11 protein-coding genes and 2 pseudogenes are annotated in these 17963 nt (G+C 46.6%); 7 read left to right on the top strand and 6 right to left on the bottom strand.

What is annotated here, in order from left to right; all coding sequences use genetic code 11:
• Nucleotides 1–188: 188 nt before the first annotated feature.
• Nucleotides 189–443: pseudogene (tnpA, locus tag NEPTK9_RS01450) on the bottom strand (IS200/IS605 family transposase); the annotation flags it as partial.
• Nucleotides 444–466: 23 nt separating this feature from the next.
• On the opposite strand from tnpA, the pseudogene NEPTK9_RS09950 reads away from it, so the two are divergent.
• Together NEPTK9_RS09950 and NEPTK9_RS09805 are read left to right on the top strand one after the other, a co-directional pair.
• Nucleotides 467–592, top strand: a pseudogene (locus NEPTK9_RS09950) (helix-turn-helix domain-containing protein); the annotation flags it as partial.
• 16 nt (nucleotides 593–608) lie between these two features.
• A complete protein-coding gene (locus NEPTK9_RS09805) occupies nucleotides 609–743 on the top strand; it encodes a hypothetical protein (RefSeq protein ID WP_267239219.1) in 135 nt (44 codons plus the stop codon).
• Nucleotides 744–1139: 396 nt separating this feature from the next.
• On the opposite strand, the gene NEPTK9_RS01440 is transcribed toward NEPTK9_RS09805, so the two are convergent.
• Entirely contained in the window at nucleotides 1140–1661 is a 522-nt protein-coding gene (locus tag NEPTK9_RS01440; protein WP_194847047.1) for a hypothetical protein, read from the bottom strand.
• 272 nt (nucleotides 1662–1933) lie between these two features.
• On the opposite strand from NEPTK9_RS01440, the gene NEPTK9_RS01435 reads away from it, so the two are divergent.
• Complete coding sequence (locus tag NEPTK9_RS01435; RefSeq protein WP_194847046.1) at nucleotides 1934–3319, top strand: dihydrolipoyl dehydrogenase; 1386 nt, start codon at nucleotides 1934–1936, stop codon at nucleotides 3317–3319.
• Nucleotides 3320–3334: 15 nt separating this feature from the next.
• Here the strand turns inward: NEPTK9_RS01435 and NEPTK9_RS01430 are convergent, their stop codons facing one another.
• From NEPTK9_RS01430 to NEPTK9_RS01415, 4 genes are read right to left on the bottom strand one after another with little or no spacing between them, the layout of a single operon-like run.
• On the bottom strand, nucleotides 3335–4519 hold the full coding sequence (locus NEPTK9_RS01430) for an amino acid permease (RefSeq protein WP_228546959.1): 1185 nt from the start codon (nucleotides 4517–4519) through the stop codon (nucleotides 3335–3337).
• Entirely contained in the window at nucleotides 4519–5064 is a 546-nt protein-coding gene (locus NEPTK9_RS01425) for an isochorismatase family protein (RefSeq protein ID WP_194847044.1), read from the bottom strand. Before NEPTK9_RS01425 ends, NEPTK9_RS01430 begins: the two co-directional genes overlap by 1 nt.
• A complete protein-coding gene (locus NEPTK9_RS01420; RefSeq protein WP_194847043.1) occupies nucleotides 5061–6506 on the bottom strand; it encodes a nicotinate phosphoribosyltransferase in 1446 nt (481 codons plus the stop codon). Before NEPTK9_RS01420 ends, NEPTK9_RS01425 begins: the two co-directional genes overlap by 4 nt.
• A complete protein-coding gene (locus tag NEPTK9_RS01415; protein ID WP_194847042.1) occupies nucleotides 6503–6853 on the bottom strand; it encodes a hypothetical protein in 351 nt (116 codons plus the stop codon). The genes NEPTK9_RS01420 and NEPTK9_RS01415 overlap by 4 nt, the downstream gene beginning before the upstream one ends.
• Before the next feature lie 80 nt (nucleotides 6854–6933).
• Here NEPTK9_RS01415 and NEPTK9_RS01410 point away from each other — a divergent pair, with 80 nt between their 5' ends.
• The 4 genes from NEPTK9_RS01410 to NEPTK9_RS01395 all read left to right on the top strand — a co-directional run bounded on the left by NEPTK9_RS01410 (nucleotide 6934) and on the right by NEPTK9_RS01395 (nucleotide 17945).
• Nucleotides 6934–7923 carry a hypothetical protein gene (locus tag NEPTK9_RS01410; RefSeq protein WP_194847041.1) on the top strand — a complete coding sequence of 330 codons (990 nt, stop codon included), beginning with the start codon at nucleotides 6934–6936 and terminating at the stop codon, nucleotides 7921–7923.
• A gap of 71 nt (nucleotides 7924–7994) precedes the next feature.
• The gene (locus tag NEPTK9_RS01405; RefSeq protein WP_194847040.1) at nucleotides 7995–12059 is read left to right on the top strand and encodes an ankyrin repeat domain-containing protein; all 4065 of its coding nucleotides are present in this window, start codon (nucleotides 7995–7997) and stop codon (nucleotides 12057–12059) included.
• A 9-nt stretch (nucleotides 12060–12068) separates the two neighbouring features.
• On the top strand, nucleotides 12069–12920 hold the full coding sequence (locus NEPTK9_RS01400) for an endonuclease/exonuclease/phosphatase family protein (protein ID WP_194847039.1): 852 nt from the start codon (nucleotides 12069–12071) through the stop codon (nucleotides 12918–12920).
• Between the two features lie 90 nt (nucleotides 12921–13010).
• Complete coding sequence (locus tag NEPTK9_RS01395; protein WP_194847038.1) at nucleotides 13011–17945, top strand: putative nucleotidyltransferase substrate binding domain-containing protein; 4935 nt, start codon at nucleotides 13011–13013, stop codon at nucleotides 17943–17945.
• Nucleotides 17946–17963 lie beyond the last annotated feature (18 nt).

Here is a 17963-nt window from a genome sequence, read left to right as displayed (position 1 = left end):
ATAAACACGATATGGTATTTACAATCCCATTTAGAATGAGATAAACTCTCAAAAGACGATGTTGTATTCATAATTTTTTCCTTTGTTGGTCTGCCAAGCCCAACAAGGAAAATACAACATCGTCTTTTTTCACTAAATCTTAAGGCCAAGCCTTGAAAGTCCACTGGTCAAACCAGTGGCTTAACTGTCAATGAGTTAACTAAGTTAGAGATAGCAACCTTTGGAGGGTAGTTAATAAGTAGATGTACATGATCGTACTCTCCTTCAAATTCTATAAGCTCTGCTTGAAAATCTTGGCAGACCTTTTGGAAGATTTCTCTTAGCTCCTTAAGAACCCTTTTCGTGAAGACCCTCTTTCGATACTTTGTAACAAAGACCAAATGAGTATGTAATAGAAAAACACACGACCTTCCTCTTCTTAAATTTTTTGTTGACTTAGGCATAGACCAAAGAGTAAAATGTCTCTATGATTATTCGCAAAGCCTTTCGATTTCGCATTAATACAAACAAGGAATTAAACCAGCAGCTATCAGAATATGTTGGGTGTTGTAGGTTTTTGTGGAACAAGGCATTAGCATTAAACCTTTCTCGTTTAGAAGAAGGGTATAATGCCACCAATAGACATAGACACAATGAAAAAAGCTTCTATGGCAGTAGGAAGAAAATTAGCAGTGATTATGCATCGGATGATGTTGGATAAAACAGACTTTGTATATGGAGAAGAAAAGAAAAAAGCAGCATAGGGTTGTGGATATGTTCACAAACAAAGTTTGCAAACAGACCCACAACCAGCAGGGCTTCGGTCATTCATAAGTTCACAGCAGGCTGTAAACTTATGAACAACCTCGCCCTAGAAGAAGAACTATAAACCTTCCTTTAAATAGAAAGGAGGATGCAAAGAGAAAAAGCAGAAGCTAAAAAAATTATGAAAAACCCGAGGAAAGAGTAAATGACGAACCTGAGTTGGCTCAATTGGAAGCCGTCCAAAACATTGTCTTGCTCATTCTTCGAAAAGTATGTTGGGGCGAGGAAATTTTAATATTCCTCAAGGAAGACCCCGGAGAGAACCATGGACGTTTTTCATAAAAATAGGTTTTTTAAGGAAAAAGCTTGACTTCTGCGCGATTAGAGAACTGATGTTACTTAACGCAGCGGGCTTCGGCGATCTTTAAGTAAGAGTAAAGCGCTAGATCATACTGCCTCTCAGCAAGGGACTCGATCATCACCTTGTGATAGTTAAGACCCTTATCGTGAGGACACCGATCCCCAAGAGCACTTTCCATAAAGGCAAGCTCTTTTTGGATCCCTCCCTTATGGAGAACATAAGAGGTGTTGTAGCGATAATACTTATCATCGACCGAACACTTGAGAAGACGCCCTAGAGAAGATACGGCCTCCCCTAGATCCTCTTGCTCCCCACTCTCAAAGGAAGAGATGAACTTTTCTGCTAATGCAGAAATTTCTGGGTTCACATCCTTTTCATAGACATGAAGCCTTTTGGCAAACGCCTCTCGCTTGCTTTGGTCGATAATCTGCGATTCTTCCCTAAGCATCCCAAAAACCGCTTCGGTAAAGCCATAAAGATCTTTTGCTCGATCTTCTTTTTCATCTGCAAAGGCTGCAACGCCAAAGACTAAAAAAATGAATATCCACTTCTTCATAAGTCAAATCCTACTTTTTTCCCTCATTATAACCCGGAGTGCTACTACTGTCAATTGCTTGAATTTTTCTTTTCCTCCAGGTTCAGAGGGGCAAAATGACCCCTACTTTAATCAAGTATGTGGTCATTTTGCCCCCATAAACCTGAAAAAAAATCGAAAATCCCCTCATTTGACAGTAGTAGCACTCCGGGTTATACCGAAAAGGGAATAGGGATGCAACAGGGGTAAAAATTTCCTTGAAGTTTGGAGTACAGAGGACTATTTTAAGCCTTATGACAAGTAAACATTATGATGTGATTGTGATTGGATCGGGTGGGGGCACCAAGCTGGTGACCCCGGTCGCCAATCTGGGGAAGAAGGTGGCGATCATTGAAAAAGGTCCCCTTGGGGGAACCTGTTTGAATCGGGGGTGTATCCCCTCTAAGATGCTCATCCACACCGCTCAGCTCGCCTCTCTGATTCGAGATGCGGTCCGCTTTGAGATTCAGATGGAGGGCTCTTTTGAGATCGACTTTAAGCATTTGGTCCAGTGTGTCTCTGAAACCATCGACAAAGAATCAGAAAGCATTGCCCCTTATTATCACGACCACCCCAATATCGACTACTACCCCTACGAGGGCCACTTTGTTGATAAAGAAGTGCTCGAGGCGGGAGGAGAGCGGCTCACCGCCGATAAGATTTTCTTAGCGGTAGGCGCGCGAGCTGCCATTCCTAAAATTCCTGGATTGGAAGGGACCCCCTACATGACCTATCAAGAGGCACTCCGCAACCTCAAAAAACCGAAAAAATTGATTGTGATCGGTGGTGGCTTTATCGCAACAGAGCTCGGCTATTTTTTCTCTGCGATCGGTGTGGAAACGGAATTTTTGGTGAGAAGCATCCTCCTTAGACCTGAAGATGATGATGTGCGGGAAGCTTTTCAAGAGGCGTTTGCAAAACAGGTCAAGCTCCGCCTCAAGTGTGACTTCCAAGAGGTGGAATATAAAGATGAGACCTTTACCGTCACCTATAAAGATGGGGAGGGAAAGATTCAAAAAGCGGAAGGAGATGCCCTCATCGTCGCCACAGGGATTAAGCCATGGACCGATACCCTTCATCTAGAAAGGACCGATATCGAAGTCGATGAAAAGGGCTTTATCAAGGTCGATGATCACTTAAGGACGACGCAAAAAAATGTCTGGGCTCTTGGCGATTGCGTGGGCAATTATCTTTTCCGCCACTCGGTCAACTTTGAAGGGACCTACTTATTCCGTACCCTCTTTGAGAGTCCCAGCGACCTCCCCATCGTCTACAAGGGTGTCCCCCACGCTGTCTTCTCCTGTCCGGAGATCGCGGGGGTGGGAAAAACGGAGCGCGAACTCAAAGAGACAAAGGTCCCCTATATCGTCGGAAAAAATAGCTACGCTGCGAGCGCTCGTGGCATGGCTCTTCTTCCAGAAACGGGGTTCGTGAAACTCCTCTTCGAAAAACATTCTTTAAAGCTCCTAGGTGCTCATATTATTGGGGAGGAAGCGTCCAACATGGTCCACATGTTGATCCTTGCCATCCAGATGGATGCGACCCTCCACGATCTACTTGAGATGATTTACATCCACCCCGCTCTTCCCGAAATTGTCCGGAATGCGGCTCGCGATGCTCTCAAACAAATTCAATCATAAAATAAGCTTGATTTATTAAGAAGACATAAAAACTATTTTAAATTCTATGGCAATTACAAAGAGGGTATAGACTGTTAAAAGGGCTAAAACCCCTTTATTTTCGAGCCAGGTGAGGTCTGCCTTGAGCTTATAGCTATATTTTCCGATCCAGAGGAGCCCTATCGGGAGGAGACCATTGAGAAAAGCCTCTCCAAATCCCCCTGCCACGCCAAGAGCCGTGGTAAAAATATCGGGGTTGAGGGCAGCTAAAGTAAAGGGAGGGATGAAAGTCAGTAGGGTGAGGCCAAGCCGCTTGAGCCCTGTCCGCTCTTTAAGCCGAAACCCATCGCCAAGGAAGTCAACCATTGAAAAGGCTACCCCCAAGGTGGAGGTGACGATGGCAAAGAAGGCAAAAAAGCTCCCCACTCGGATGAAAAGGGTCTCCCCGGTTACCGACTGAAAAGCGGTGGTGATGGGAACCCCTTCTCGGAGCGCCTGAGCAATCGTCTCTTGAGGAACGGCTCCGATAATGAGCCACTGCCAAACGATATAGACAATAAGGGGGAGGAGCGATCCCCAAAAGAGGGCGAAGCGGAGCGCCCGCTTATCCCTTTTGAGATAGGTGCACAGAGAGGGAATCACATTATGAAACCCAAAAGCGCTAAAGAGGACAGGCATTGCAAAAAGCATTGAAGACCATTTCGTCGAGGTGAGCCGCTCTGTTTTCACGTCCTCTGCTCCACTTCCAATGAGGACAAACCAAGCGGCGATCATTGCTATACTCATCATGATATTGACCCGATCGATTGACTTGGGACCAATGGCTACTACAGCTCCAAAAACAACCCCAAAAAGGGCAAACATCTCCCACCCGGTAAAGGTGATTCCAAAAGCTGAAAAACCCTCGGCTAAAAGGGGGGCTCCCGCGGCAAAATAGGCGATCATTAAACAGTAGTAGAGGAAAATAAACATTGCCCCTGAAAAAAGGCGTCCTCCCTTCCCTAAAAAGCGGTGGGCAATGGAGAGGACATTGCTCCCATCAGGCATCCAGAGGGTCACCTCTAAAAAAAGGAGGCCGGTGCAATACATAAAAAACCAGACAATCGTCGTGACCAAGATCCCGGGTAAAAAGCCTGACGCCCCCGTCACAAGGGGGATCCCCAGCATCCCTGCTCCAATCATCGTCCCTGCAATGAGAAAAGTGCCGCTAATGACCCGCATCAAGAGACCTCTTTTGAGGTGATGATTTTAGCGCCAGCTTTTTCCATTTCTTCTAAAGCCCCCTTTTCATCATGGACGGCGCGGCAGCCATCTTTAAGTACTGTCACCTCGTAGCCCAGCTCAAGGGCATCGAGAACGGTAAACTTGACGCAGTAGTCGGTGGCAAGGCCCACGATATAGAGCTCGGTCACCCCTTTTTCTTGGAGAAAATCGTCGAGGCCACTTTTTGTTTTTTTATCATTATCAAAAAAGACGCTGTAGCTATCGACTTTGAGATCAGTTCCCTTATGGAAGTAACGGTCGATGTGATCTCGCTTGAGCTCTTTGACAAGAGCGGCTCCATGAGTTTTTGCCACGCAGTGGACGGGCCACTGCCCAAAACTGATATGCCCTTCTGGGTGCCAGTCTTGGGAAGCAATGGTATAGTCAAACTTCCCCACTAAGCGGTTAATAATGGGAACCACCCGATCTCCTTCGGGAACGGCAAGGGCTCCCCCCGGCATAAAGTCATATTGAAGGTCAACAATGATAAGGACCCGTGTCATGGATGCCCTTTGATGTCGTCTATAAGGCGCATTTTAAGATCGTAAACCCCCTTTTCAAGGCCGACAAAGTAGATGTGGGGGTTGAGGAACCGGCGGTAGTGAGGGTCAAGGGTCTCGAGCTCTTTTTTGGTGTTGGCTTGGATCTCTTGTAAAGAGGGGGAGGTGTAGACCTGTTTCCCCCGCTTAAAAATAGGGATGAGAAGATCGCGCCCTTCCCCACTATCGATTTGCTTCCGTCTTGTGGGATCAAGGGGATCGATCAGCTCTAAGTTTTTTTCGCAGCCCATTTCCATGTCGTAGAGCATATCACAAAGGGCTTTTTTCTCTCGATCATAAAAGCGGCGGACCTGCAAAATCCCCGGATTGGTTGTCTTGACAAGCTGCTCTGAAATTTTGAGCTTGTAGACCCACTCCCCTTTCTCATTTTGGATAGCGGCAAGTTTATACACGCCATCGAGAGCGGGCTGATCTGTGGCAGTGATCAGGTTGGTCCCCACTCCCCAAACATTGATCTTTGCCCCTTGCTGTTTGAGATCGCGGATGATGAGCTCATCGAGCTCGTTGCTCGCCATAATTTTGGCATCTTCAAAGCCCGCATCATCGAGGAGTTTGCGGATCTTGATGCTCAACTGCGCCAAATCGCCTGAATCCAGGCGAACACCCAGCATCTTGGTCTTCTTTTTTTGGGCCACTTTAATCGCTTTTTTGACCCCTTCCACGGTGTCATAGGTATCGACAAGATAGATGCAGTTATCGGGGAGGACATCGGTATAGGCATCAAAGGCCTCTTCCTCTCTATCAAAGGCCATGATCCAACTATGGGCGTGGGTCCCCTTCACCGGAATCCCAAAATATTTCCCGGCAATAACGTTGGATGTCGACTGACACCCTCCGACAAAGGTGGCCCGCGTTCCTGAGAAAGCTCCATCAATTCCTTGGGCGCGGCGGAGGCCAAACTCGATCACCTCATCCTCTTCTGCTGAAGCGCAGATCCGGGCTGCTTTGGTGGCGATGAGAGTCTGGAAGTTGACGATGTTAAGAAGGGCGCTTTCGAGAAGCTGCGCCTGCAAAATGGGTCCGCGGACAAGGATGAGTGGCTCATAGGGGAAAACGGGGGTCCCTTCGGGCATCGCAAAGATGTCGCAGTTAAAGGTGAAGGTGCTGAGATAGTCGAGAAATCCTTTTTCAAAAAGGGGCTCTCCATTCGGAGATGTTAAGCTTTCTAGATAGTCAAGGTCTGACTTTTCAAACCGAAAGTTTTTGATAAATTCGATTGCTGTTTCAAGGCCAGCTGCTAGAGCATAATTGCCTCCAAAGGGACGTTTACGAAAAAAGAGAGTAAAGACCGCTTCTCGATCCATCATCCCCAGCTTCCAATACCCATAAGCCATTGTCAGTTCGTAGAGGTCGGTTAAAAGGGCAAGGGAAGATTTATAAATCATGGTTGGGGGTTATAATCGATGCCTTGCTGCTTTAGGATGGTTACTTTGCGCGCTTCCAATTTATCGATTTCTTCTTGGTAGCGGGCGGCGATTTCTCGGCTCGTATCGGCCTCGTTCCAATAGCGTCTAGCATCATTGAGGTTATGGGGTTGGAACTGGAGGCGATCCCCCTGATTTTGAGCCCAGGCGGCGTTGGCGAGCTCTTTGTTCCTTAGGTCGGTGAGTTTTGCGACTGCTTCATCGATCGTTGTGACCTCTTGCTTCCAGTTCGAGGGGGGCTGCTCCTTGACAAGAGCCATCCCTTGAAGGGAAAAGCAAAGGCATGCTAGTAAAATCCAAAATTTCATTATCATTGCTCCGGTTTTATACTCATATATTTACCTGATCTCCCTTTTGAAGAAAACCTCTTTGTGGTAAAATTTCGGCTATGAAGACATTTTTTTTCCTCTTTATTTTTTTAGCGCACTCCTTATTTGGGCTCACTTTGAAGGATAAATTCGAAGTGGCCGAAGTGGGAAGTTATATCGTGACCGAGCAAAATCAGCTCGTCTCTCTCTTGCACCTCCATACAGTTCGGGACCATAAGCTCATTTTTGAAGAGATTAGCATTCCCCTCCACAAGGCAAAAAAGATCGATTGGAAAAGATGGGTCGAAAAAGGGTCCCCCGGCAACACCTCTTGGATCCTCTATGAAATGGACCTAGAAAAAGGAGCGGTGACCGAATGTTATTCAGTGACACGAAAAGCGTGGGTGCGTACTGAAGAGATGAACGCTTTTTTGATTCCCCTGTTCTCTTTAAAACTCCAGGCACTTTCTGAAGAGGAACGTTTCCAAAAGGGAGCAACGGCCACCCCTGGAAAAGTAGGACATCGCCCTTGGGGCCCACCCCAAACAATCGAAGGCAAAAAGATCAAAGACCCCGAGTATGATGTTTATACTACCCGGTGGCCCCATGACGAGAGCGATCTTTCCGATAAGCCGATCGTTCTTTATTTTGATAAGAGTCACCCCACCTTTCCTTTCCCCTACTGGATGCAGATCCGTGATGGAGCGCTAAAGTTTAAGATGCGGGCTCTTGACTCGGGAAGTGGCCTCTACTCCCCTTTTACCGACATTCCCAGGCGGAAACCTTTTTTTACCCGCTCTGCCCAAAAAGTAGATGGAAAAGTTGTTCTAAGCCTCCATAGTCCTACCTACTATACCAAGCTCGATCTTCTTGCGATTGATATGAGCGCTACCCCCCGTGTGACCCACCTCATTCCTTTTGAGAAAAAGGTCGATGGAGAAGCTGTTTCTATACAGATCGATGAGGAAAAATTGCGCTCTCTTCTTACCCCAGGACATACCCATCTTTGGGTTGTCTCTTCGGAAAACCCCGATATCGCCGTCGAGTCTCCTTACTCTTTTGTTCCCTAAACTTTTTTGTTGACTCAAAATAAATAAAAATTAAATAATCAATTATGTTTTTATTAAGTAGAGGTAAAGAAATGGCAAACCTAATCGACAATCAAAATATTTTTTTAAAAAAAACCTTTCAGCTAGAGCAACGCATCTGCGATAATGAGATCAAGGATAAAAGCTCTGTTTTTGTCAAAAAGGAGTTTCAAATCTTTAAAGCTCTCAGCACTTTGAGAAAAAAGCGACAACTCCCCGACTTTTTAAAAACCCTAGATTTTCCGGAAAAATATCTCTATCCCCACAAGGAAAAGCAGTGGTACCAGTATGAAAAAGACTCTTTAACTCAAAAACACCCACTCTTCGCCACCTTACAAGAGAAGGTTCAAACAATTGATGAGCTGCTGAAAGCTAAAAAATATGAGAGCATGACTGACTCCCTAAAAAAAATTTCTCTCTGCTATAAAACCTATATCGAAGCAGCCTGTCAATCCAAGGGAAAGGCAAGAACAGCCCTTTTCCAAGGACCTGCTAGACTCATTGCAAAGGTTAATGGCTTTGTAACCTGCAAAAATCTCACACAAGAGCGGGGAAGAGCTTTGATCTCTAGAGGCCCATACTTCGGAGATACCCGTTCCAACAAACACGGATCAAGCGCTGTCTACCACGATCAAGAAAATAATGTATTTTACAAAAGGGCCGTTATTAATCCACTAACCCCTGGTAAAGAATATGCTGTCACAGAGTTCAACTACCTGTTTTTTGGTTTTGGGGCACCTCCAACCTCACTCTTTAAAGTACAAAATGTCTTTATTAGAGAGCCCCAATCGCCGGCTAAGGTCAAAGGAAATCTCTTTATTAATCTTCTCTCAAGAAACACCAGCTCTGAGACCACACAAAAGGAATTTATCGAAAGTCATGCGGAGTTTAAATCCCATCCTTTTAAAGAACATCATATCCAAGAGCTTATTCAAGCCTCTATAGGAATCAAGGGGCAAAGCTTTCATACATTTTTGCAAAAAGCTGATAAAGAAGAGGTCCGAAACAATATTGATCCCTACAACTTTTCAACAATGGTCATCCTTGCTCTTACACTTCGCCCCGATGATGCAAGGGCAGATAACTACATCTTGCAGAAAGGGAAAAATGGGAAAAAAGCCTCTATTATTGGAGTCGATAACGATAGAGTCATGAATAAACCGACTCTCAGATCCCTCAAAGGAACCCATGTTGTCCGCTTAAGAACGGTTCTCTTTCTTCTCCCAATGATGGAAGATATAATCGATGAAAAATTTGTCGAAAACTTCATCCATATCGATATCGAAGCCCAATTTTTCAATTGGCTTCAAAAGCTTAGAAAATACAATACCCGGTTCGTCAAAGATCTTCACACCTCAGGAGCTCTGAGCATGGGAGAAATAAAAGATCTTGATCTCCCTCTGCGCTTATCTGATAAAAACCTCTTCTCGTTGTACCATACCATGAAGCTCCTCCAACAGTCGCTAATTAAGAATCCCAAACAAACCCATAACGACCTTTTCAAACTTACCTTTCCTCTTATCCATGAAACCTACCAAGTCGCTCTGAATAAAACAAAAGGAAACATTCTTGAGGCACAAAGACTCTTTTTCCAGTGGAAGACGCTCCCTATTGAAGAGCTCCTTGAAAAGCCGATAGAAACCATTAAGAAACAGGCCCAATCCCTTCCCGGTCAGTATGAAGAACAAGAAAAGCACCTAGCTGTAAGCATCGAAGAGCTCACCCCCCTTTTCCTAAAAAAAGCCCTTGCTGCAGTTGACGGTAAAAAGCAGCTCAAGATTGTTAAAGAGTCTTGGCAAAAACTCCCTCAAAACCAATCCCTTCCACTTGTGAAAACCCGATTTGCCGACCACGACCTTTTAGAGCTGATTGAAGACCTCAAACCTCAAGAGGTTATCATTGAAGAAGCTTCAGAGATCACACCCAATGGAGTGGTGACGCTGATGAGCCGCAACCCTCACCTCAAGGTTGTTCTTGGAAAAAACAAAAAATTTAATGGCCCGTCAATCATCAAAACCATCGAATTTGCTAAAAAAGAGGGGCGCTCTCTTTTCTACAAAATAGGGCGTGGAAAATATAGCCTTACCCAAAAAGATCTCACCAACCTGATGCTAGAAGCCCTTAAATTGGGAGATATTCCCTTAGCAACCGCCCTCACTGAGTTTGGGGTTAACCTGCAACGAAACACCGATAAAAAGGGGTCCACACTCTTCCACTTGATCGCAGAAAAAGGACGAGCAGAAAGCCTCCATTTCCTCGCGAAAATTGGGTTTTCAGTCCATATGACAAATAGCGATGGAGACTCTCCCCTCCATTTTGCCGCAAGAGGAAACCGCGTTGAAAACCTCCGGGCCCTCTTTGAAATCGAAGAAGAGCAGCAAAAAGAGGGAGGGCTCGAGCTCAGAAACAAAAAAAGAGAAACCCCTTTCAACACCGCAACATCGAGCGATGCTAAAGCCCATGATGCAGGAGCTTTCCTCCTAGAAAAAATCACTCAAAGCCCCCAGCTAAAAAAGCACCTCAGAAAAGATCCTGAAGGGTATACCCCTCTCCACCTAGCAGCAAAATATGGAATGAAAGAGGCCGCTAAACTCTTCCTAAAAACATTTGATATCAATACTAAAGGCTATTACGATCGAACACCCCTCCATATGGCCTCCTTTAACTCTCAGTTAGAGATGGCCCAGTTCCTCCTCGAAAATGGGGCCGATGTCAATGCACAGGCTGCTAACGACGCCTCCAAAACCCCCCTTCATGATGCAACACTTCATGCAGACCTTGCCATGGTTAAACTCTTAGTTGCCGAAAAAAAACTCGACTTCTCAAAAACCGATGTCAAGGGAGACTCCCCCCTCCGCTATGCCGTTGAAGGGGACCTTGTCGAAATAGCCACACTCCTTCTCACCCACCCCAACTACAGTTCCCCACAAAAAGGACCCAATAGCCTCGATGAACTCATCGAACGAGGAAAAAAGGTAGGAAGCCACCGGGTCCTTCCCATTTTATATACCCAAAAAAGTTTAGAAATCCTCAAGAATGTCTCCACAGAAGGAACCACACTTAGCCACTATACGATCATCCAAAAGCTCTACGAAAAAATCACCTCAACTCTCCTCAATCCCAAGCTTAAGGACCTTTCCAAGGAAACCATCTATGTTGCACAAGACAAAGGAACCAAACAACTTCTAGAAAGCACCTACATCCCTTTATCAGCAAACCTCCAGCCCGAGGTCTTTGAAATCGAAGGAAAATCCTACTCCCTACAAAACCCCACCTTGGGAGATGGAGCCTGCGCCATCCATGCCCTTATCGGACAAGTCTCCTCAGAAGGATGGTGGACCTATATTTCAAAAGAGGCCGCCCTAAAAAAAGAAAAAGTGCAGGAAGGAGCAAAAAAAGCCTTCCTATCCGCCCTTGCCGATACGATCAAAAAAGGAAAACACCAAGAGCTTGTCACCACCTGCCTAAAAGACTTCTTTTCAAACTTCCCCAACTATAAAAAAGAGCGTGAAGCCATCCAAAAAGCGGTAGATGAAGAAACAAAAAAACTCTCAGACCTCTACTTAGAAATCATCGAAGACTTCTCACCTTCCCTTATGCGACTCATTAGACGAGGAGCGAAAAAAGGAACCAAAAAATTCAAAGAGTGGGAATCTCTAGACAATGAAGAGCTTGTAAGTTTACTAAAAAAGAACCCTCAAGCCTGCTTTGATGCCTTTGAGCCGATTCGTGACCTTCTTTCAGACGATTACCTCTCTGCAGACCATCTCTCTAAGCTCAAAAAAACCATCCAAGAGCGAGAAAACAAATGGATCAAAGCAGACCTTAGGATTGAGAACTTTCTCCTCAAACAGATCGACACCTACAAAGCAACTGCCCTTTCCCCAAGCTACTACCTCACAGATAACGAGCTTGCCCTAGCTGCGCACCTCTTTAATAAAAAGCTTCTCCTTCTTTCCGAAGAGAGCAAAAAACCACGAATTCTCGGAGCTAAAAATGGCCAAGAAGTTGTTATCTACCACAAAGGAGTCCACTATTCCCGCCTGACAGCCAAACAAGAACCCAAGGGAAAAACAAGCACCTCTGCTGCAAGTTGCAGCCATCTATCCAACAAATAGGAGAAAACCATGACCGTTACCCTAGCCACCTATAACACCGCCTCCTACTCAGACTACCTCGCTATTCATAAACTGGACAAGAAAAAATTTTCCGAAGACACCCGCAATGAAATGGGAAAAAAAGTGATCGCTCTACTAAAAAATTATGGAGCTGAAATCTTTGCCCTCCAAGAGAGCTGGGATGCTCTCGACCATTGGCTCGACCCCAAGGAGTATCATTGGATCGGGAGAAAATCGGGAGAGGCTATCGTCTGGAACCCCAAACGATTCACCCCTCTTGCCGGAAGTCTCCAATCGGGAGACATGTTCATTGCACTTGACCTCCTCGACCAGCAGACAAACAAGGTAGTCAGGATCGCCTCCATGCACATCATCGGCTACAATCTCGAAGCACTCCAATCGAAAGATCATCCCCAACACCAAGATACCCTCCATACCCTCCAAAAAGAGACCGAGCCCAAGCTCTCTCTCATCCTTAAAACCCTCACAGCAGAAAACTCCTACAACCTCTGTCTCATCGGCAGCGATACCAACTCAGACCCCTCCATCTATACCGGCATCCACGAATGTTTCCAAAACCAAGGCTTTTCCTATACAAACGCTCAAGCCTCCACCAACTACAACCCCTTTTCCCAAAAGCTCCCCAAACGAAACCTCGATTTCATCTTCACCAGCGAAAAAGCCTCTACCTACCTCCCTCTCAAAGAGCTCAAGCTTGGCGATCCCCAAAACCCAAGCGACCACCTCCCCCTCATCCAAACCATCGGTCTCCCCTCCAGCATCCTCAAAACCCTTACCTCTTACTTCACCTCCCATAAACCCCTAAAAAAAGTTAATAAGCAGTTCATCTCAAACCTTTAACCAAGGAGCCAATTGCAAAATTACTGGTTAATCGATTTTTGCGATTGGTTCAGATAGCTATTATTAAGCTTTTAATCCAGGAGCCATCCCATGTCCATCATTGCCTCATCCTCTTCAAACCACTCAAACAGTTCCCCCTTCCTACAAAGAATCAAAAAAAACATCACCCAAAAAAAGTACCAAGATGGAGTGGAAAACATCCAACTCGCCTTGCAAGATCTGAGCAAAACCTCCCTCTCGGATACCAAAGCGCTCTACCGTATGGTCCTCGACCTTATCCCAAAACTCGATCGAGAAAGGTTTGACAAGCTCTACTCTTCACTACGCCTTCTCTTAACACACTCCCCATCCCTGAGCGAAGAGCAGCTCCTCCTCGCCCAAGCCTGTGGAAAAAAGCAGCTCAAGCTTGCCCCACAAAGGAACTTTCAACTTTGGACCCTTGCGATGAGTCACTACGCCCAAGCGCTCAACATCGCGAGCCGTTCCCATCCAAAATACCTTCCCTTACTCCACCAAGAAGCCTCCAGTATTTTGATTAGGGTGGTTGAAGGAACCGTTAAAAGAGGGGTAATTGGAGAAAGCTTAGAAAGTGCCAAAAACCGAGGAGACACAAAAAAGTACCAGCGAATTTTAGAGGGAATCTTTAAACTCAAAAATTACTGCCCCGAAGAAAAGCACCACTCCTTGATCAAGGAGCTTCATAAACAAGCTCGCGCCGTCCAAACCTCCCTCAAAGAGAACAAAATCAAAACATTTGGCCCGTTTGCAAGTCAAATTAGCCAGCTGGTCGATGCCCCCTTCCCAGCGCAATCGATCCCACTCACAGAAAAGTACCGGACTGCCCTCCACATCTTCCGCCAAACCTTTGCCCAATCGTCTCCTAAAATCGGAGACTTTCAAAATGCGATCACCAGGGCTTTTCACCGCTTCTTTACCCCTCTTCTTGAGGATGCCTTCGCCATCCTCGGACAGCCCCCCTGCCACTACGACATCCGCGCCATGGGCTCCCTCTCCCGCTCAGAAATGTGCCCCTACTCCGACCTCGAATACTTTATCCTTATCGAAGACGAAAAACACCTCCCCTATTTCCAAACCTTGAACGACCTCCTCCACCTCCAAATCACCAGCTTGGGAGAAACCGCCTCCTCAAACATCATCTTCACTACCCTAGGAGAGAAAAACAAGTCAGGCTTTCACCTCGATCCCCCCGGAGTCACCTCAGAATTCATCCGCACCCCCAAAAAAATGGGAGAACACCTCCGCCCCGTCGATCAGGACCGTTATTACGCCCCCAATAGCCTTAAAAACACCCTCTTAAAAAGTATTTCGATAGGAGCTTCTACCGATACCCTTTTCAAAGCATTAAACGAAGAGATCATAAAGACCTTAAACGACAAAGTCCTACGAGAAAGACGCGCACAAAAACTCATCGAAAAACGTCTCCAAGACTACCCCGAAGCCTGGAAGGGAGGATTGCTCTTTGAGATAAACCTCAAAGAGCAATTTATCCAACCTCTCTACCACCTATTAAGCGATCTTGCTCTCCACTTCAACTGCCGAGAAAAAAACACCCTTGATATCTTGAACGACTTGAGTTCCAAAAAGGTTTTTGATCAAGATAGTACACACCTCATCAAACAAACCCTTACCGACCTCTACCGACTTCGTGTGCGGTCTCATCTGAAGGCCGGAGAGCAAAAAGAGACCCTAAAATTCCAAACCCTAACCCAAAAAGAGCAACAGCTCCTTCTGAATGTACATTTTCTCATCTTAAAGCCCCTCTACGCCCATCTCAAAGAAACTACAAAGCACTTTCGTAACATCTCCCTGCTCGACCTCAGCTTTAAAGAGATTGAAAAAGCCATCCACCTTCCCAACCCCAAACTTTCCAAGATGTGCCAAATGACCAAGCACCTCGAAGTCTTTGTCACAGGCCTGGTCGACTTAAAGACCTTTACGAAGTTTCACCAAGGATATTACGACAGGATCAATCGAGAAGACCTAAGAGCGGTTTATCTTGATGCCCTCGATCGGCTAAACAAAAAAAAGACCCTCGAAAGGCTCGCCCTTATTCCCAGTCCAGATGGAACCCGCCAATCAAACCTCAGGAAAGAAAAAGCCTTCCAAGCCTCCCTCAAAAAACTCACCCAACAGAACCCCACCCCCATCAAAATCAGCAGCCCCACCCTCGGTCAATGCTACCTCAAAGAAAAGGTAGGCAAACAAATCTTCGACTCCCATAACAACATCCAAAAACAATACAAAGGTAGCCTCCACAACGTCGCCCGCCTTAAGTGGGAAGGACTCGACTTCCACGTCAAACAAAAACCCAGCCATCCCCTCATGGAATATGCCATCTACAACCTCACCTCCCGCCTCTCTGGAGAGGGGACCCCCTTAACAGAACTCGCCCGCCTAGAACCTCCCGGCAAAAAACCCTATCCCATCCTCATCTCAGAAACCATCCCCGGAGAAAACCTCAAAACAGCCCTTAGCAAAACAACCCCACAGCTCGATTCAAAACACCTCACCTGGAACCTCCTCACAACGATCCTCACCCGCCCCGGAGACGGCAGAACCTCCAACTACATCCTCAACCAAGGAAAACTCCACTGCATCGACAACGACATCGCCTTCGTCGCCCCCATCGTCAAAAACTGGGGCCGATCAACCATCCACTTCTGCTCCGTCCTCTTTTGCATCGATCCCCAATTTAAGCTCCATCCCGAAGTAGTAAAAGACTTCCTCAACCTCGATCCCCAACTCATCCTCACCAGCTGGGTCAAAGACCTCGAAGCCAAAGAAAAAGAATACACCACCCTCTTTACCCACAAAGAACGACAAAGACTCTACAACGAAGACAAAGATAACCAATTCACCCCCACCCTCCTCTTCCGAGAAGGAGAAATGGCCACCCTCTGCACTCAGTTCAAAACCCTCCAACAAGCCCTAAAAAAGCCCCAAACCGCTAACACCCTCCTCTCTCACCTCGTCAACCTCCACAAAGACGATTTCAGCACCAGCCTCATCGGCCCCTATATCCAAAAAGCCTACACCTTCAAATCAGGCTCCGTCGAAACCCGCCTCAAAAAAGCAACCGGAGCTCGCGAAGACCGCTCCAAAACCACCCCCCAAGCCATGAAAGCCACCCTCGGTAAAATCCCCAAACACGAAGAAATCGAAAACCACAAACTCTACACCCTCGAAAAAGCCAAACAAGAGCTCATCGCCTTCCCCATGAAAGGACAAGGCCATCTTCTCAAAGATGGCCTTGAAATCAACTTCTCAAAGCTCCCCACCCCAAACCGCCAACGCCTTCTCTTCGAAAGCCTAAGCCTCCTCACAAACAAAAAAATGACCAACTTCCGTATCCCCCACTGCACCATCCTGACCCCCGAAAAGCTCACCCCATTTTTCCACCACGGCCTAAAAATCCTTGACCTCCGCGGTTCCAACTTAGAAAGTCTCAGCGACCTCCCCAAAGAAGCTCCCAACATTGAAAAACTCTACCTCAGCGGCTCCCCAAAGCTTCGATATTTTGAAGACCGAGGGTTCTTTAGCTCAACCTCTCTAGAGCTTCTCAAACTTCAAGAACTCCACATCGCCCGATGTGACAGTCTCACCTCCATCCGCCTAAAATCCCACTCCCTCAAAGTCCTCAAAGCCAATAAAAACCCCAATCTAACAACCCTTATTTTAGACATTCTCCATCTGCCAAAGCTCGATCTAGAAAACACCCCCCACATCGATGCCCAAGCGATCCAAGAAGCATTGAGCCAACAGGGACGTGTTAGACAGTTTAACAAAGGACCTAACGACAAAGAAAATCAAAAAGCCATCCAAAATTTCATTTCCTCGTCTTTAACCCAACTCGACCTTAGCCAGGGAAAACTAACTCCTCCAGGTCTCCAGGTAATCGCAGAGATCGTAAAAAAAAGCCGAACCCTTATCGACCTTAAGATCTCCGCTGACGCCACTTCCAAAGAAGGTCTTGCCCCCCTTATACAAGCAATTATTGGAAGTTCAACGTTGACCACTTTAGAACTTGGTAGAGGACCGCTTGATCCTCAAGCGGTTCCCAGTATGATCCAAATGATCGAAAAAAATCGCAATTTAAGACGGTTAGTACTTTCCTATTTTCCACTATCGGAAAAAGAGGTCGCTTCCTTGATGCAAGCTGCCACAAAAAGCAAAACCTTGGTGACATTTGATCTCCTTGGAAATGCCATTCCCTGCGGCATGGAAAAAGCCCTATACAAAAGCCTTCAAGAAAACCAGAAGCAGACAAAAGCTCTCCTCCAAAGCAGCTCCTCTTCCAGCTCAAGCGCCTCAAGCAGCAGCTCCATCTCAACCTTAAGGTCTAGCTCCCTTTCTTTCCCCATTCCCCCAATGGCCTTTGGACCCAAAGAGTGGGAGAGATACTTTGGGCCAGTCGGAGAGGTACCCCCCTTGCCCTTGAATATCGAAGAGATCCTCAATAGCCCCTGTTCGATCTGGAGCGGCAAAAAGGTCAAGGAGACCCATCTCCTCACCCTCATTCCCAAAACGGTCAACGGAAAGTCCTTGACCCTAAATGCCCTTCAAGCGCTCATCGAAAAGCCTCTAGGGGGTGGCCATGCCACAAAGTGTCGGACTTACATTGCCTACGTAGAAGAGCTAGGAGATCAAGGGGTTCTCTATTCCCACTGGCTCCTGATGAGCCACGACGTTATCCCCGATAGTCGCAATAAAAAGTATAATGACCAGAAAAGCCTCGTCAAAGCCCTCAGCCAAAAGAGCCAGAAACCCTATACCCTTCCCAAAGCGCTCGAAGCAGCGGTCACGATTCTCATGGAGCACGCCCGCTCAGGAAAAAGGCTCTACAGCGGTAGCCCTTTGACCTATACCCGTTGTCAGGAGAAGGTGAATAATAACAAATGGCCTGCGGCCATTGGCGGCTTCGCCGCCTCGGGGCTCTGCGTCCCCCACTTCGGCTGGAGCGACTTCCCCTTCCTCGGCGTGGCTGCTGCCAGAGAGTTCCACTAGGTATTAGTTCTTGGATTC

Source organism: Candidatus Neptunochlamydia vexilliferae (assembly GCF_015356785.1).
In the GTDB taxonomy this organism is placed as follows: domain Bacteria; phylum Chlamydiota; class Chlamydiia; order Chlamydiales; family Simkaniaceae; genus Neptunichlamydia; species Neptunichlamydia vexilliferae.
Note: the sequence above shows the minus strand (reverse complement) of the source record. Positions and strands in the feature narration are given on the sequence as shown.

What these genes read in the sequence shown, in the direction of transcription:
- NEPTK9_RS01415 (WP_194847042.1), bottom strand. Translation starts at nt 6,853, where the DNA reads ATGAAATTTTGGATTTTACTAGCATGCCTTTGCTTTTCCCTTCAAGGG.
- NEPTK9_RS01400 (WP_194847039.1), top strand. Translation starts at nt 12,069, where the DNA reads ATGACCGTTACCCTAGCCACCTATAACACCGCCTCCTACTCAGACTAC.
- NEPTK9_RS01420 (WP_194847043.1), bottom strand. Translation starts at nt 6,506, where the DNA reads ATGATTTATAAATCTTCCCTTGCCCTTTTAACCGACCTCTACGAACTG.
- NEPTK9_RS01440 (WP_194847047.1), bottom strand. Translation starts at nt 1,661, where the DNA reads ATGAAGAAGTGGATATTCATTTTTTTAGTCTTTGGCGTTGCAGCCTTT.
- NEPTK9_RS01430 (WP_228546959.1), bottom strand. Translation starts at nt 4,519, where the DNA reads ATGCGGGTCATTAGCGGCACTTTTCTCATTGCAGGGACGATGATTGGA.
- NEPTK9_RS01405 (WP_194847040.1), top strand. Translation starts at nt 7,995, where the DNA reads ATGGCAAACCTAATCGACAATCAAAATATTTTTTTAAAAAAAACCTTT.
- NEPTK9_RS01395 (WP_194847038.1), top strand. Translation starts at nt 13,011, where the DNA reads ATGTCCATCATTGCCTCATCCTCTTCAAACCACTCAAACAGTTCCCCC.
- NEPTK9_RS01410 (WP_194847041.1), top strand. Translation starts at nt 6,934, where the DNA reads ATGAAGACATTTTTTTTCCTCTTTATTTTTTTAGCGCACTCCTTATTT.
- NEPTK9_RS01435 (WP_194847046.1), top strand. Translation starts at nt 1,934, where the DNA reads ATGACAAGTAAACATTATGATGTGATTGTGATTGGATCGGGTGGGGGC.
- NEPTK9_RS09805 (WP_267239219.1), top strand. Translation starts at nt 609, where the DNA reads ATGCCACCAATAGACATAGACACAATGAAAAAAGCTTCTATGGCAGTA.
- NEPTK9_RS01425 (WP_194847044.1), bottom strand. Translation starts at nt 5,064, where the DNA reads ATGACACGGGTCCTTATCATTGTTGACCTTCAATATGACTTTATGCCG.